This window comes from Fluviicola taffensis DSM 16823 (assembly GCF_000194605.1).
In the GTDB taxonomy this organism is placed as follows: Bacteria; Bacteroidota; Bacteroidia; order Flavobacteriales_D; family Crocinitomicaceae; genus Fluviicola; species Fluviicola taffensis.
On sequence record NC_015321.1, the window covers coordinates 1,882,485 to 1,898,280 of the forward strand.

At 35.8% G+C, this 15,796-nt stretch carries 15 protein-coding genes; 7 read left to right on the plus strand and 8 right to left on the minus strand.

Annotated features, from left to right (window positions below):
• Genes FLUTA_RS08250 through FLUTA_RS20690 form a run of 6 tightly spaced genes read right to left on the minus strand, consistent with a single transcriptional unit; the run spans position 1 to position 6,493 of the window.
• A complete protein-coding gene (locus FLUTA_RS08250; RefSeq protein WP_013686408.1) occupies positions 1–651 on the minus strand; it encodes a hypothetical protein in 651 nt (216 codons plus the stop codon).
• The gene (locus tag FLUTA_RS08255; protein WP_013686409.1) at positions 651–1,304 is read right to left on the minus strand and encodes a hypothetical protein; all 654 of its coding nucleotides are present in this window, start codon (positions 1,302–1,304) and stop codon (positions 651–653) included. The genes FLUTA_RS08250 and FLUTA_RS08255 overlap by 1 nt, the downstream gene beginning before the upstream one ends.
• Positions 1,291–1,959: a hypothetical protein gene (locus tag FLUTA_RS08260; protein ID WP_013686410.1), complete on the minus strand. Its 669-nt coding sequence runs from the start codon at positions 1,957–1,959 to the stop codon at positions 1,291–1,293. Before FLUTA_RS08260 ends, FLUTA_RS08255 begins: the two co-directional genes overlap by 14 nt.
• On the minus strand, positions 1,946–2,605 hold the full coding sequence (locus FLUTA_RS08265; protein WP_013686411.1) for a hypothetical protein: 660 nt from the start codon (positions 2,603–2,605) through the stop codon (positions 1,946–1,948). The genes FLUTA_RS08260 and FLUTA_RS08265 overlap by 14 nt, the downstream gene beginning before the upstream one ends.
• A complete protein-coding gene (locus FLUTA_RS08270) occupies positions 2,602–5,463 on the minus strand; it encodes a T9SS type A sorting domain-containing protein (protein ID WP_013686412.1) in 2,862 nt (953 codons plus the stop codon). The genes FLUTA_RS08265 and FLUTA_RS08270 overlap by 4 nt, the downstream gene beginning before the upstream one ends.
• Before the next feature lie 7 nt (positions 5,464–5,470).
• Positions 5,471–6,493, minus strand: a complete 1,023-nt coding sequence (locus tag FLUTA_RS20690; protein ID WP_013686413.1) for a hypothetical protein — start codon at positions 6,491–6,493, stop codon at positions 5,471–5,473.
• Positions 6,494–6,664: 171 nt separating this feature from the next.
• Between FLUTA_RS20690 and FLUTA_RS08280 the strand changes: the two genes are divergently transcribed.
• A complete protein-coding gene (locus FLUTA_RS08280; RefSeq protein ID WP_043024186.1) occupies positions 6,665–7,642 on the plus strand; it encodes a glycosyltransferase family 9 protein in 978 nt (325 codons plus the stop codon).
• A 110-nt stretch (positions 7,643–7,752) separates the two neighbouring features.
• Here the strand turns inward: FLUTA_RS08280 and FLUTA_RS08285 are convergent, their stop codons facing one another.
• Entirely contained in the window at positions 7,753–8,265 is a 513-nt protein-coding gene (locus FLUTA_RS08285; protein ID WP_013686415.1) for an acyl-CoA thioesterase, read from the minus strand.
• A gap of 105 nt (positions 8,266–8,370) precedes the next feature.
• Here FLUTA_RS08285 and FLUTA_RS08290 point away from each other — a divergent pair, with 105 nt between their 5' ends.
• On the plus strand, positions 8,371–9,357 hold the full coding sequence (locus FLUTA_RS08290; RefSeq protein ID WP_013686416.1) for a bifunctional phosphoglucose/phosphomannose isomerase: 987 nt from the start codon (positions 8,371–8,373) through the stop codon (positions 9,355–9,357).
• 84 nt (positions 9,358–9,441) lie between these two features.
• Here the strand turns inward: FLUTA_RS08290 and FLUTA_RS08295 are convergent, their stop codons facing one another.
• The gene (locus tag FLUTA_RS08295; RefSeq protein WP_013686417.1) at positions 9,442–10,233 is read right to left on the minus strand and encodes a hypothetical protein; all 792 of its coding nucleotides are present in this window, start codon (positions 10,231–10,233) and stop codon (positions 9,442–9,444) included.
• A gap of 102 nt (positions 10,234–10,335) precedes the next feature.
• On the opposite strand from FLUTA_RS08295, the gene FLUTA_RS08300 reads away from it, so the two are divergent.
• From FLUTA_RS08300 to FLUTA_RS08320, 5 genes are all read left to right on the plus strand, one after another.
• Entirely contained in the window at positions 10,336–11,223 is an 888-nt protein-coding gene (locus FLUTA_RS08300; RefSeq protein ID WP_013686418.1) for a TIGR01777 family oxidoreductase, read from the plus strand.
• Between the two features lie 263 nt (positions 11,224–11,486).
• Positions 11,487–13,061, plus strand: a complete 1,575-nt coding sequence (locus tag FLUTA_RS08305) for a hypothetical protein (protein WP_013686419.1) — start codon at positions 11,487–11,489, stop codon at positions 13,059–13,061.
• A gap of 149 nt (positions 13,062–13,210) precedes the next feature.
• Positions 13,211–13,669, plus strand: a complete 459-nt coding sequence (gene bcp, locus FLUTA_RS08310) for a thioredoxin-dependent thiol peroxidase (RefSeq protein WP_013686420.1) — start codon at positions 13,211–13,213, stop codon at positions 13,667–13,669.
• Between the two features lie 79 nt (positions 13,670–13,748).
• Positions 13,749–14,780, plus strand: coding sequence for a recombinase RecA (gene recA / locus FLUTA_RS08315; RefSeq protein WP_013686421.1), 1,032 nt, complete (start codon positions 13,749–13,751; stop codon positions 14,778–14,780).
• Between the two features lie 148 nt (positions 14,781–14,928).
• On the plus strand, positions 14,929–15,795 hold the full coding sequence (locus FLUTA_RS08320) for a YicC/YloC family endoribonuclease (RefSeq protein ID WP_043023724.1): 867 nt from the start codon (positions 14,929–14,931) through the stop codon (positions 15,793–15,795).
• Position 15,796: the final 1 nt, after the last annotated feature.

Consider the following 15,796-nt stretch of genomic DNA (forward strand, 5'->3'; position numbering starts at 1 on the left):
CTAATAGTCAATATTATATGCTATTTGCCCATTCCCTGGCACAGTCACAACATGTGAATAAGAATTACTGGTCCCATTTCTTATAACTGTCCATTCTACTAGGTAATCTCCACTAGGAACTTTAGCAAAAGCACCATCATTATCATAACAACCTGTTAAAGTAAACGGTTGAAACACTGAAATACCATCTACAGAAGTATAGGTTCTATTATAAATTAAGGTATCATTTGCTCCTCCACAATTCACATTATGAATACTTATTTTGATTTCTCCATAAGGTACCATTTGATAATCAAAATGATTTCGTTTTCCCTTTTTAACACCAGCCACGTTGGTATTTCCAAAGTCGACCCAACCAACAGGATAATAATCCAAACTGTTTAATCGGATCCAAACTTGATTGAATGGTGTAGACAAATGCTCCACTTTATAATATCCGTTAGCATCTGTGGTAGTAGTTTGGAGAGTTTTGGAATCCGTTCCCAATGGATCTTTGGAATCTAATTTACTCCGATACAAGCGAATGGGAATATTAGGTATTCCTTCACCAGTGATAGGATTGTAGACGCGCCCCTCTACGTAGACGTTTTTACCGAATTTGGTGCAGGAAGTGACTATCAATAGAATAAAAAGTGGTGCAAAAAACCGCATTAATAATTAATTGTTTGAACGTTATCTTGATTAGGAAGTATTTCAAAATTCACTTCATATTCATTGGATATACCATTCCGTATTATGATATAATGAGTATATACAGTTCCCATTGGTGCTTTTTCATTTGCGGTAATGTATCCATTACACCCTTTTAGTATCCAATCGATACCCAAAAAGGATCCGACTTGATTTGTTTGGTTTATTATGATCGTATCATTTACTCCTTGACAATTTATGTTGTTTATTATTAATTTATAATTTCCATAAGGAACCATTTGATAATCAAAATGATTTCGTTTTCCCTTTTTGATCAACTTTGAATCCTGTCCGTCTATTAAAACGTAACCTCCTTCCACTCCATTCCCAATTTGTATGTAAACGGCGTTAAAAGGTGTAGATAAATGCTCTGCTTTATAATATCCATTGGCATCGGTAGTAACTGTTTTCAGTGTTTTGGATGCAGTTCCGACAGGATCCCCCCAACTAATTTGACCTCGGTAAAGTCTCAAAGAAACATTTGGAACAGGTTCACCCGTAATGGCATTGCTAACATAGCCGTCTACATAGACGTTTTTGCCGAATTTGGTGCAGGTGCATAAAGTGAAAAGGAATAGAATCCATGAAAAGTTAAATATTCTAATAGAAAACATTCAGTGTTGTAGTTTGATTTTCATTTACAAAAACAGTGTCATAATAGGTTGTGGTTACATTATTTTTTGTTGCTTCCCAATGGAAATACTTGTATCCAGAGGAGATTTTTATTGGAGGATCGGGTGAATCAATACATCCATCTAGGTTAATTATTAATCCTTTATGAAAAACATTCGAATCATATGGCCCTCCATCAAAATATAATTTAACATTGTCATTGGAATCGACACAGGAATTATTTTTAATATAAATAATGATCTTCCCATATGGCACCATTTGATAATCAAAATGATTTCGTTTTCCCTTTTTCACACCAGCCGCGTTGGTATTTCCAAAATCAACCCAACCAATAGGATAATAATCCAAACTATTCAGTCGGATTGAGACCTGATTAAAAGGTGTAGATAAATGCTCCACTTTGTAATATCCGTTGGCATCTGTTGTGGTAGTTTGAAGAGTTTTTGAATCCGTTCCCAATGGATCTTTGGAATCTAATTTACTCCGATACAACCGAATGGGAATGTTTGGTATTCCTTCACCGGTGATAGGATTGTAGATCCGACCGTCTACATAGACATTCTTGCCAAACTTAGTGCAGGTGCTTAATAAGAGTAAGCACAAAATTGAAAAGAAAGTTCTCTCAATAAAACACATTCAATGTAGCAGTTTGATTTTCCTCCACAAAAATGGTTTCATAATAAGTAGTCGTTATTCCATTCTTGGTTACTTCCCAATGGAAGTACTGATTTCCCATAGAGATCTTAGTTGGAGAATCTTGTATATCTATACATCCTTCAAGTTCTGTCATTAAACCTGTACTAAATACGTTCGAATTATAATCAGCGCCATCAAAGTAAAGCCTAATTTTATCATTTGTGTTGAAGCACGAAACATTTTTAATGTGGATACTTATTGCTCCATACGGTACTATCCCAAAATCAACATGTCTCTTTTTGCCTTTTTTGATAACCGTTGGAGTTTGTCCCTCTACTAAAATGTAACCCCCTTCAACTCCCTTACCAAGCTGTATGTAGACTGCATTAAAAGGTGTGGATAAATGCTCTGCTTTGTAGTAACCATTGGCATCGGTGGTAACTTCTTTCAGAGTTTTTGAAGCCGTTCCAACTGGATCTCCCCAACTAATTTGGCCTCTATAAAGTCTGAGTGAGATATTAGCATAGGGCTCTCCTGTAATAGCATTACGAACATACCCATCTACATAGACATTCTTGCCAAACTTAGTGCAGGTGCTTAACAAGAAAATAAATAAAGTTCCAATGAATAAAACACCTAGTTTCATAATACCACCAGTTTTTGTTGTTGCCAACGGTTATTAATCAAACACCGAATGATGTAAGTTCCCGGAGCTAATTGTTGCTCACTCTCCCAATTCTCAGAATTGGGTTCCGTTTCAAATATGCGAATTCCCGTCATGGAATAGCAAGTTACTGTTTTTATAAGATGATTACTAATTAACTGAAATTGGCCATTCGTAGGATTGGGATACATGCTTAATTCATCCCTTTCCATCGCTTCCTGCCTTTGATTTTCATCATCTGTTGAATCGGTTATCGTTCCTTCACCATAGTCAGCTGCTGATCCATCAGATGATCCCATTTTATTGGGGTTACAATATTCATATTCAGTAGACGCAGTAAATTGAGAACCAAATTCCGTTTCAAAGTACCCGTCAATTTCCAAATAGTCTCCAGCCACAAGCACTAAATCTGCATTTGGAGCTAATCGAAAGGGTCCATAAGGCGTCGAAGGTGTTATAGAATCACCCACGTAAATGGCTACTTTGGCTCTTCGTTTGGCACGGTAGGTATAATCCGGTCTTGCCTGGCTGCCCAACTCAAAGTTTTGAAGGAAGAGGTAATCGGGTTCGATTTCATTCAATAAAAAATCACGTAAACTATCAGAATCTGCAGCATCGTCATCTTGCAAGTTAATATGTGGGTTGATTTTGTTATCTATGTAAATGGCATCAAACGGAGTAATATCGCGGTAATCCGCAGGTCTTCCTAAATGGGGATAGCCATGATAGTTTGATTGAATAAAAGTTCCATCAATTTTTTTTCTTGTTTTCATCAATCCCAAATCCTGCACATTTACACGCAAGCTTCCGTCACCTGGCCAAAGCGTGGGGTTTATGGCAAGTGCAGTTGCTACACTTTTGTGGGAGAACTGAATTTTTTTCTGAAACCCACCGAACATAACTAGATTACTGATGGCCAGAATATTTCCCGCTCCAGGCAAATAAGATCCTCCTGCATTATCTACTTCCTGCATTTGGCTTACATGCAAGCGTTCTTTCACCACGGAATAGGGAATAGGTATTCCTAGAAAACAGGTTGGGCAGATGATCAAATCACGATGAAACAGCTTAAAATATTCCCCTGAGGTGGTGTACTTTGCACTTCGAAGAATGTATTTTTCAAGTAAGTTATTCAAATCTACCCAATTTTCTCCTTCACCATTAAAATCCAACCCACTTGGTACATTTTCGTCATTCGTGCCGCTTATTTTGCCCAATGAAATTCCTACCTGTCTTATTTTATTTGGCATGGGTGTTGAGTGCACACCGTTATCATACGAGTTGAGAAAACTCAAGAAATTAATGCGTTCTTGATTGGGGCTGGCAACTTTTGAAATATCAAAGAATGGATTGTCATACGGGTTCTCATTTGCTGTTGCAATATGATAGGCTAAAAGTTGCTTGGTTGTTTTTTGTTTCATAGCACTATACATATACATCAGTAGCTCCTGATTTACTGTGATTGGTTTGGGAACACTTTTGTTACTATAAAGCATTGCTTGAGAGGCCAACGGGATATTTGCGCCGTAAAAATTTCCATCATAACTGATAAATAACCGCGTGTGGTGGTGGTTTGCTCCTTGAGCATGTTCTTTTTCCATCATCAATAATCCAAGCCGTGCCACATCACAACTCATGGATGATGCCATAATCACATTTTCATTGTAGGCCCCCATGGAGCTTACACCTGCTTTTCGTTCGTTCACATAATGAATAAAATCCTTCAATAATTTCGCTGATTCTACGATTCCATGGGTTTGTGTTTGACTGTGAATATTGAATCGTACCAAGTAAACATCAAAGGCATGTTTATTTCGCAACAATTCCAACAATGCATTGTGGTATGTACTATAATTACTATACGTTTTGTCGAAAGATTGCGATAAAATTGGAGGGCGGTATCCTGTTAATAAAATGAATGGCTTTTCAGCTTCAAACTGATCCGTTGTACAACCGTGAACCAAACACCATTGTAATTTGTTGTTTCCGTGTGCAATTTGGTTGTCCTCATTACAAATCTTTTTGTTTATTGGCAGGTCCATTAAAGTCAAATTGGAGTATTGAGCTAAAAATTCTATTACCCAATCCATAGCATCTTTTTGTTGCAGCTCATTTTTATAATGAACCCGAATCTTGAAGTTAAAGGCCAATTCACGCGGAGCTTTTATTGGAAGGTAGGTATCAAAAGGAAGTTCATACCAAAAATCTCCGAGACCAATACTGAAGTGATCTATTTTATCTATAGAGTCAACCACTAACCAGTCACGTTTCACATAGAAATAATAGACTTCTGCACTCATGAAATCATATAAAGGGCCTGCTAAACGAATACGTTTTTCGTCAAAAACCTGAACAATCGAATTGTTTGTTTCATCAAATTTATTTTCACTATTTAAAACGATTGTTTCATTCGAAATAGCAGTAGAATCATCGTAATAATGGTAGATTTTATCAATAAAAGTAATTGGTACGATTACTCTATTATTATCAAATTCTTCCTCTAAACAGAACTTTTGAACAGAATCGAATAAATCCCAAGCATCTGTTTCTAACCCAGGATTTATTGAAATTTCTTTCAGTTCCAATAAACTGCTATAAATATAATCAGGTTTAATGGTGTCTTGAGTAGAAATACTATCCTTCGAAAAATGGAAAAGTGTACTCTCAGTTGTAGGTCGAAACTGGCGATTAAACAATCTACCAGACGGCATATTAGTAGTATTAATCAATCCGTAGATTGAATCTGCTAATTCTCTTTTTGTAACAGCAATGGTATCTTGTTGGCCAAATAATGAACTGGAAAACAGAATAAACAATGCGACGCTTGTAATTGTTTTCATGGTTATTCTATTTAGCTAATTGTTCTTCAATTCGTTTCAAACGTTCTTCCAATTCGTCATTTTTCTTTTTCTCTTGAAGCAAGTACAATGTAAGTTCTTCCACCTTTTTAAGCAATAATCGATGCATTTCACCCAGATCAATCCCTTGATTTATAACGTTTTCTTCCGATGGAATATCTGGTAAATGTTTGTTCTTCGAAATGTACAAGGCCAAGCTGTCCAAATCCATCAATTGATAATTTGGATCAAAAACGAAATCTGCCCAATTCTGCATATCTAATCGTATTTTCCTTCCTAGAATTGTACCATTAGATTGAAGTTGTAATAATTTGAATCCATTAGCATCTTGCACTAAGATTGGATTTATACTGTTATTGTTTGACAACTTAATATGTAATTTCGCTTGTGGTTTAATACCTACACCCAAACGCGGGTCTGGAGAACATGGAGTGTTAATTAAGTACATCATTGGATTTGGCATTCCTGCCGCCTGCCAATAGGGAGCAGAATAGATTGTTCCACCATTTAAATCGGATAAACAAGCAGGAGTTTGCTCTGCAAGAGGCAGATAAACCAAACTCTTCAAATCTCCGCCATTTTTCACTTTCCCGTTGGCGTTAATGAGTAAAATACCGTCATCTGGCAAGGTTGAATCGGCCAATGATTTGATTTTTAAATCACCCTCTTTGATGACAACATCTCCAACTAGATTCGATTGTCCAACTACTTTTAGATCTTGTCGAATGATTACATTGTCTTTAAAAACGGCTTCTCCAGCAACTTTTAAATTGCTTTTTAGATGAGCTGTTTTATTGACAATGATTGAATCTTTGACCACCAACATGGAATCGATGCGAGCAGAACCATTCACTTGAAGTTTGGTGGTTGGTGTACCAGATGTTCCAATTCCAACATTTCCAGAAGTTGGAAATGTGTTTGTTTGAGAAAATGAAGTTGCTGAAATTGCACTAAAGCTTAGTAATAGCAGGCTTTTTGATAAAAATGATGAGGTGATTTTTGTAGTTTTCATAAGTAGTAATGAGTTTGTTGAGTGCCAAACTACAACTTAATAAATTACCAAGCATCAGTATAAATACTGAAAGTGCATTGCGGAAAACCACATTTTTTGTTTAAAATAAGCTCCAAAATAGATTATTTGATTCAATTGAATCAACCTTTTTCTTTTTATACCTTTGGCACCATGAAAATTCTCGTTGTTCGGTTCAGCTCAATAGGAGATGTGGTTTTAACCACACCAGTTGTGCGTTGCTTGAAAGAGCAAATCGAGCAAGTTGAAATTCATTTCATTACCAAGAAGGGATTCAAAGCTGTATTGGAGCATAATCCGAATATTGATCGCATCATTACCATCGAAAAATCGGTGGATGAGGTAGTAGAAAAACTCAAATCAGAGCAGTATGATTATGTGATTGATTTGCATAACAACATTCGTACTTTACGGTTAAAAAGAGCCTTGAAGGTGAAATCATTTGCTTTCCCCAAGAAGAATTTTTCCAAGCTATTGTTGACGACTTTCAAGATCAATCGAATGCCAAAAGTACATGTTGTTGATCGTTATTTTGAGGCTGTGAAGCATTTGGGAGTGAAAAATGATTTGAAACCGTGCGACTTTTTTCTAACGGAAGAAGATTCGGTGAATTTGGAAGAGCTTCAATTACAACCTAAAAAATTCATCGCTGTGGCAATGGGAGCTCAGTTTGCAACCAAACAAATGCCGCTCGATTTAATGAAGAAAGTGCTTGAAGGAATTCAGCAACCAATTGTTTTATTGGGAGGACCAATGGACAGTGATCGTTCGGAACAATTAATACAAGAACTTCCCAATCAACAAGTAATCAGCCTTTGCGGAAAATTGACTCTCAGACAATCAGCTTTCATGACAAAGCACAGCAAAAAATTATTGACGGGAGACACAGGTTTGATGCACATTGCGAGTTGCTTTGAAACGCAAATCGTGAGTGTTTGGGGAAATACAGTTCCTGATTTGGGAATGTATACCTATGCTCCGCAGGATAAATCGCTTTATACGATCCACGAAGTAGAAGGATTAAGTTGCAGACCCTGTTCGAAAATTGGATACAAAGAATGCCCTAAGAAACACTTCAAGTGTATGAATTTGCAGAATGCAGAGAAAATAAAATCAGATTTGATAAAATAAAACGCATGTCATGTCGAGTTTCCGCAATGTGTTCTCGATACATCCCGATTGAAAATGTCGGGATACTCGAACTGACAAGGCGGAAGTATCGAGACAGATATTAAATTTGTTTATTCCGTAAACAACTTCCGCAATTCAGTAGCATCCTTCGGACTCATTTTCTTTGCTAAAATTAAGGCCAATTGCTTTCTTCTCAAAGCACCTTCAAAGCGCTCAATTTCTTCTTCTGTTTCGGGAATTAATTCAGGAACTTGAATAGGTCCTCCATTTTGATCAACAGCAACAAAAGTGTAGATTGCTTCATTGGATTTGCTTCTTTTTCCCGTAATGTGGTCTTCCACAAAAACATCCACAAATACTTCCATCGAAGAATTAAATGCTCGTGAAACTTTCGATTCCAAGGTAACGATAGATGCATGATTGATGGGAGAGTTGAAACTAACATTGTTGACACTTGCTGTTACAACGACCCTGCGTGAGTGTCTGTGAGCTGAAACGCTTGCAATCTCGTCCATCCAAGCTAAGAGCTGCCCACCAAATAAATTCCCAAGAGTATTGGTGTCATTTGGCAAAACAACTTTTGTAGTAATAGCAAGTGTTTCAGACGCATTTCTAGGCTTCATATTCTATTTTTTGGTAAAAGTACGTTAATTTATATCAAGTGAAGATTTTTAAAACTTATCCAGTTAAGAAAAGCCTTGCTATATTTACAAACTTCAAAGTGAATTATGGAAAAACTCATTCAGGAATTTTCGGCCAACATCAGTGAAGCGCTAGATATAGCAGCTAAAGCTAAATTCGTTAAACCCAATCAAGAAATCAGAAATATTGTGATTTGTGGGATGGGTGGATCTGGAATTGGTGGTAGAATTGTTGCTCAATGGATTCAAAAGTATTGTTCTATTCCAGTACTTTCTGTTCAAGAATATTCACTTCCAGCATTTGTAAACAAGCATTCTTTGGTTATTGGATCTTCGTATTCTGGAAACACAGAGGAGACGCTACATGCTGTAGAAGATGCTAAGACAAAAGGCGCAACAGTTATAGGAATTTGTTCTGGGGGCTTGTTAGAAGTGTTCTGTAAAGCAAATAATTTCCAATATGTAATCGTTCCTGGAGGCAATCCTCCAAGAACCGCTTTGGCCTTTTCCTTGGTACAATTAAGCAATATTTTCCTTCAGTTAGGTTTTGCACAAGAAACAATCTTGAATGAAATTTTAAATGGGAAAAACTTGATTGATTCCAATGAAATCAGCATTAAATCTGAAGCAATGCGCTTGGCAAAAGAACTTCAAAAAAGAACGATTGCCGTTTACGCTGGTTCAGAATATGAAGCAATTACCATTCGTGCAAAGCAACAATTGAATGAGAATTCCAAAGAGTTGTGTTGGCAACATGTTATTCCGGAAATGAATCACAATGAGCTTGTTGGATGGGGTGGTGGAGACAATCGATATGCATGTTTGTTTATTCAAACAGGGGATTTAACGATGCGCAATCAAATACGTTTCGATATCTCTGTTGAACGCACGAAATCAAAAACAGATAAAGTTGAAACAATCCAAGCAAAAGGATCAACTCCTGTTGAGAAAAGTATTTACTTGATTCATTTAATCGATTGGATTTCTCTTTACTTATCCGATTTGAAACACGGTGATCCAATTGAGATTGATATCATTGATTATCTGAAAGAAGAATTAGGGAAAATCAAGTAAATTAAAAACGCAAAATTTAGTATGCAAAAAAGGAATTGGAAATAAACTCTTTTTGAATTTTGCATTCATAATTTTGAATTATTGTTAGTCTACAAATTTCCCGCCCGCATATACCTGGAATTCAAATCCACGGTCTTCATGCACTTCAAAATTGATTTGAATTTTTGCACCCAAATACTTTTTAGGATCGCTATACAAGATATTTACTAGCTGATCTTTGTAATCTAGTCTCAAAGCAGTTGTAAATCCATCAGGATCATTCGGTCCAACGATTAAATAACTAAACACATCTTGATTGACGAATCCTTGAAATGTTGTTGCAAATTCTCCCTTAGAATTTAAAGCCTTCATTGCGCGATCAATACTTACGGAATGTAATGGAGCTGCTTGATATTTTAATTGATAGATATCATCTTCAAAAGAAGCACTTCGTACTTTTGTTTTGATTACTTTTCCTTTTTCATCGTAATAAGAAATGCGGTCAACAAATAAAGCTTGATTTGTTCCATCCACCTGATCAATTAATTCTTGTGTCACGAAAGGCAAACCATTATTCAGATAATAGAAACGTGTACCATTTGTTTTTCCATTCCCTTCTGAAAACTGTTCCTCCAAAATTTGAATCACATTTGTCGTGTCTAAATGCCCAATGACTTCAATAAATGTTCCATCCATTTTGTCGTAATGCAGCGAATTTCCCACTAGGCCAGAAGCTTCAGTGATTTTTTTCAATGCTAAAACTTGTGCATCCATCTCTGATTCATTTTTGAACTGTTTTACGATAGTGCTTTGTTCTTTCGTGTCTTTTTTTGCGGAATTGTCTGAACCGCATGACACTAATCCAACAAGTAGTAAGGGGAAAATATACTTTTTCATGGCTTTTGTTTCATTCTGAATGTCGAGTTTTGTAAAAGTAACAGGTTTATAACAAATGGAGATTCTTTTTTCATTTAAATTCGAAGCATATTCAAGGAAATTATGGAAAAGATAGTTATTGCTGGAGGCTCAGGATTTATTGGAACAGGTTTAGCTAATCAGTTGAGAAATGCCGGACACGAAGTTTGGATTTTGTCTCGAAAGGAAACAGACTTACCTCATTTTTCTTTGAACTGGAATCCATTGGCCAATCAGATCGATGAAAGAGCTCTTGAAGGAACAACCATTCTAATCAATTTATGTGGTGCTGAATTGGCCGCAAAACGGTGGACAAAATCGCGTATTGCAGAGCTTTTCGATTCAAGGGTGCAAACAACTCATTTTTTGAGAGACTGTTTTAAAAATTCTAATTCCTTGAAACAGTATATTTCGGCCTCAGGAGCTGTAGCTTATGGATTTGATCACCCTGAAAAAACATACACAGAGGAAGATTCTTTTGGTTCAGACATCATATCCGAAATAACGCGAAAATGGGAACAAGCTGCTGATTCTTTTCAAGACATTTGTAAAGTTTCCAAAGTTCGAATTGCAGTTGTGTTAAGTGAAAAGGGGGGAGCATTAGAAAAATTGGCGAATCCGATAAAAAAAGGATTTGGGGGAGTTTTGGGTTCTGGTGAACAAGCAATTCCCTGGATTTATTCCCAAGATTTGTACCGTATTTTTGAATTTGTTTTAATCAATCAATTAGAAGGATCCTTTCATGCTTCTGCTGGAAATACGACCAATAAAGAATTGACAAAATTAATCGCCAAACGATTGAATAAACGATTGTTGCCTGCGATTCCAGCGTTTATGGTTCGCTTATTATTTGGAAAAATGGCCATGATGCTTCTTTATGGAAATAAAGTATCAAACACGAAAATTAGTTCTGCTGGATTTTCTTTCCAACATGCCAATCTTAATTCAACAATTCAACGTATTTTTGGGTGAATAAAAAACCCTTTGTCAACTGACAAAGGATTTTTTTTGCTATTAATCGAAAAAACAAGAGCACCCCTACTCCTGTTACTCAAAAGAGTACATTTTTGGGTTAAAATGACCATAAAATCATTTGAACAAAACAAAGATGAATCATAACTTGGGATATCTGAAATCAATGTTTTCGATATTTACGATACCCAAGTAGTAGTTGAACTTAGTTATTTAGTTGTAAATCAAAAGAATATAAACAATTTTTTAAACAAAAAATTACAATGTCCACAGGGTCTACAGATAGTTTAGTTCGGTTGATTTCTTCCTTATCGAAGGCAGAAAAACGCAGTTTCAAACTCTATGCAAATAGAAACTCTTCTTCTCAAGAGGAAATAAAATACCTGCAATTGTTTGATTTTATTGATAAAACGGAGAATTATTCAGACGATGTGGCTATTTCAAAGATTAGTGGAATCAAAAAAAGTCAACTTTCGAATATAAAAGCGCATTTATACAAGCAATTACTGACAAGTTTAAGATTGCAACATGCTCCACATCTTCCAGCAATTGAAATTCGAGAATCCATAGATCATGCCTTGATTTTGTATGAAAAAGGATTCTATAATCAAGCGTTGAAATTGCTAGAAAAGGCCAAGCAACATGCGATTAAAATTCAATCAACGGTTTTGCATTTAGAAGTTCTCGATTTCGAAAAATTTATTGAATCACAGCATATTACCCGCAGTGTTTCTTCACGTGCAGATGAGCTTACTTTAGAAAGCAGTAACTTAAGTCGCCATGTTCAAGGAAGTATCCAATTTTCGAATTTGTCTTTGCAATTGTATGCTTTGAATGTAAAAGGAGGTTTTGTGCGCGATGAAAAAGATAATCGATTTGTGAAAGAGTTCTTCGCAAAACGATTGCCAGCTTATCAAATTTCAGAACTAAATTTTGAAGAAAAAATGCATTTATACAATGCTTATGTTTGGTATCATTATATCACACAGGAATTTAAGATGTGCTTCAAATACGCTAGTTTGTGGGTGAAATTATTCGAAGATCATTCGCACGTAAAAGATTATTACCGCGAAATGTATTTGAAAGGACTTTATAATCTGCAAAATGCTTTATTCAATTTGAGAAACCACAAGCGTTTGTTGGAATCAATTCAGAAACTCGAACATGCTGATTTGGGTGACCGGGAGAATGAGAATATCGCCTTGTTACATCGCATGTATTGGCTCATTGCAAAGATTAACTATTATTATTTATGTGGTACTTTTTCAGTAGGACTGGAGATTGTGCCAAAAGTAGAGCAGTTTATTTCAGATCATGAGGATCGTTTGGACAATCACCGAATCATGATTCTGTATTACAAGGTTGCCTGTTTGTATTTCGGAAATGGAGACAACAAAATGGCGATCAAATATTTGAATCGTATTATTCAATTGAAAGATGTTTCTTTGAGAGAAGATATTCAAGCTTTTGCCCGCATTTTAAATCTGATTGCTCACTTTGAATTGGGGACAGAAGATCATTTATTGGACTATCAAATCAAATCGGTTTATCGTTTCCTTCGAAACATGGGAGATTTACATGGTGTTCAACAAGAAATATTGAATTTTTTGCGGCAACTTCCATTTGTTGATGATCGTTCTTTGATGCGTGCCTTCCGAATTTTACATGGAAAATTGGTCAAGCTTTCCAAGCTTCCCTATGAAAAACGACCGTTTTTATACTTGGATATTATTTCTTGGTTGGAATGTAAGATTGAAAAACGACCCGTTCAAGAAGTTATCCGCAATAAATTTTTGTTAGAACAAGAAACAGGGCATAGTGTCTATTTCCCAGAATAATTAGGGTTTTTCAGAGAAAATAAATAACCCTAAAAATAAAAATGACGAAATACTAAACAAAAAATACAACAAAAACTTGTCTGTTTAAAATATTGTTGTACTTTTGATTAGTTACTCGTCAATTAAATGTTTAAATACCCAACAAATAAATGACAGGATTAAAAGTAGGTGATCAGATGCCTGATTTTCGGGGAATCGATCAAAATGGAAAAGAGTTTACAAATACCAGTTTTTCAGGTAAAAAAGTGGTTATTTATTTCTATCCAAAAGACAATACACCAGCTTGCACGAATCAAGCATGCAGTTTAAGAGATTCGTATCAAGCAATTCAACAGAAAGGTTATTCGATTTTGGGAGTAAGTATGGATACTGATAAAATGCACACTCGGTTTATTGAAAAGTTTAGTTTACCTTTTCCATTAATAGCTGATACTGAACGTAAAATGATTGATTCATTTAAAGTTTGGGGATTGAAAAAGTTTATGGGTCGTGAATACGATGGAATTCATCGAACAACGTTTGTAATCAATGAAAATGGCGTAATTACCCATATTATTGAGAAACCGAACACCAAAAATCACGGTGAGGAGATTTTAAATTTACTCTGAGTAATACATCGTAAGTAGTTTACGACCTACTCGACATACATTTGCAGAAACGATAACAAAACGATATAAATTAAACGATATGGCAGTTAAAGAAGTTAACCCGGAAAAATTGAAAGCACTTCAGCTAACAATGGAAAAGTTAGATAAGACTTTCGGAAAAGGATCTGTAATGAAATTAGGAGATAGTGCAATTGAAGAGATAGAAGTAATTCCTTCTGGTTCAATTACATTAGATATAGCATTAGGCGTAAACGGTTATCCGAAAGGAAGAATTGTTGAAATATATGGGCCAGAATCTTCTGGTAAAACAACTTTGGCAATTCATGCAATTGCGGAATGTCAGAAAAATGGTGGAATAGCTGCTTTTATTGATGCAGAACACGCATTTGATCAGTTTTATGCACAAAAATTAGGTGTAGACATTGAAAATTTATTAATCTCTCAACCTGATAATGGTGAGCAAGCATTGGAAATTGCAGATAGCTTGATTCGTTCGGGTGCAGTTGATTTATTAGTGATTGACTCTGTTGCGGCTTTGACTCCCAAAGCGGAAATCGAAGGTGAAATGGGAGATTCTCAAATGGGATTACAAGCTCGTTTGATGTCGAAAGCACTTCGTAAATTGACAGGTTCGATTAGTAAAGCAAAATGTTGTTGCATTTTTATCAATCAGTTACGTGATAAAATTGGAGTAATGTTCGGTAATCCAGAAACAACAACAGGTGGTAATGCTTTGAAATTCTATGCTTCTATGCGTATTGATATTCGCAGATCAGCCCAAATCAAAGAAGGAGAAGATGTAATAGGTAACCGAATAAAGGTGAAGGTGGTGAAAAACAAAGTAGCGCCACCATTCCGTAAAGCGGAGTTTGATATCATGTATGGAGAAGGAATTTCTAAAGTAGGTGAGATCATTGACATTGGAGTAGAATTGAATATCTTAAAAAAGAGTGGATCTTGGTTCTCTTATGGGGAAACACGTTTAGGGCAAGGAAGAGATTCTGTAAAAAATATGATTGCTGATAACCCAGAATTAATGGATGAATTAGAAGCAAAAATCAAAGATGCTCTTGGAGCTAATCCCACTGCAGTGGTAGTAGCACAAGACTAACTGCATATCGTTTCCAATGAGTCCCGTGAGAAATTGCGGGACTTATATTGGATGAATAAACCACTATTTTGAAAGGCACACTATTCTTAAAGCCCCAAATTAGCACCTTCTAGCTATTATTTCCTTACTTTTGCTCAAACTGAAGCAAATGGTATTATCAATGACCGGCTACGGAAAAGCAAGCGGTTCCTTTCAAGGGAAGAAAATCGTTGTGGAAATCCGTTCCTTAAACAGTAAAAGCTTAGATCTAAATATGCGTGCAATTCCTTTGTACCGCGAGATAGAACTGGAGAATCGTTCAATTGTAGCAGAATTGTTAGATAGAGGAAAAGTTGAATTGTCAATTAACTTGGAAAATTCTGGAGATACAAAAAACTATGCGATCAATCGTGATTTAGCAAAGGCTTATTACAACGATATCAAGGAAACAGCTGAGTTATTAGGCGAGTCTACCAGCGATATTTTGTCATTGGTTTTGAGAATGCCTGAAATTTATTCAAACGATAAAGAAGCACTTTCTGATGAAGAATCGACTTTTGTTCAAAGTTTGGTGCGTGAAGCTTGTAATCACTTAAACGAGTTCCGCAAACAAGAAGGAGATCAATTAAGGAAAGATTTTGAAGGAAACATTGGGCGCATTAGTGAATTGTTACAAGATGTTCCTAAATACGAAACAGCACGTATCGAAGCAGTTCGTGAGCGCATGAAAACGGGTTTGGAAAAAATCACCAATATATCGATTGATTTGAATCGTTTGGAACAAGAAATTATTTTCTATATCGAAAAAATGGATGTTTCAGAAGAGAAAATGAGACTCTCAAATCACTTAAATTATTTTCTTGAGACAATGAATATTCCTCTTTGTGGTAAAAAATTGGGATTCATCACACAAGAAATTGGTCGAGAAATCAATACCCTTGGAAGCAAATCCTACCATGTGGAAATGCAAAAATTGGTCGTTGAAATGAAAGATCATTTAGAAAAAATCAAAGAACAAGTTTTAAATACCCTGTAAA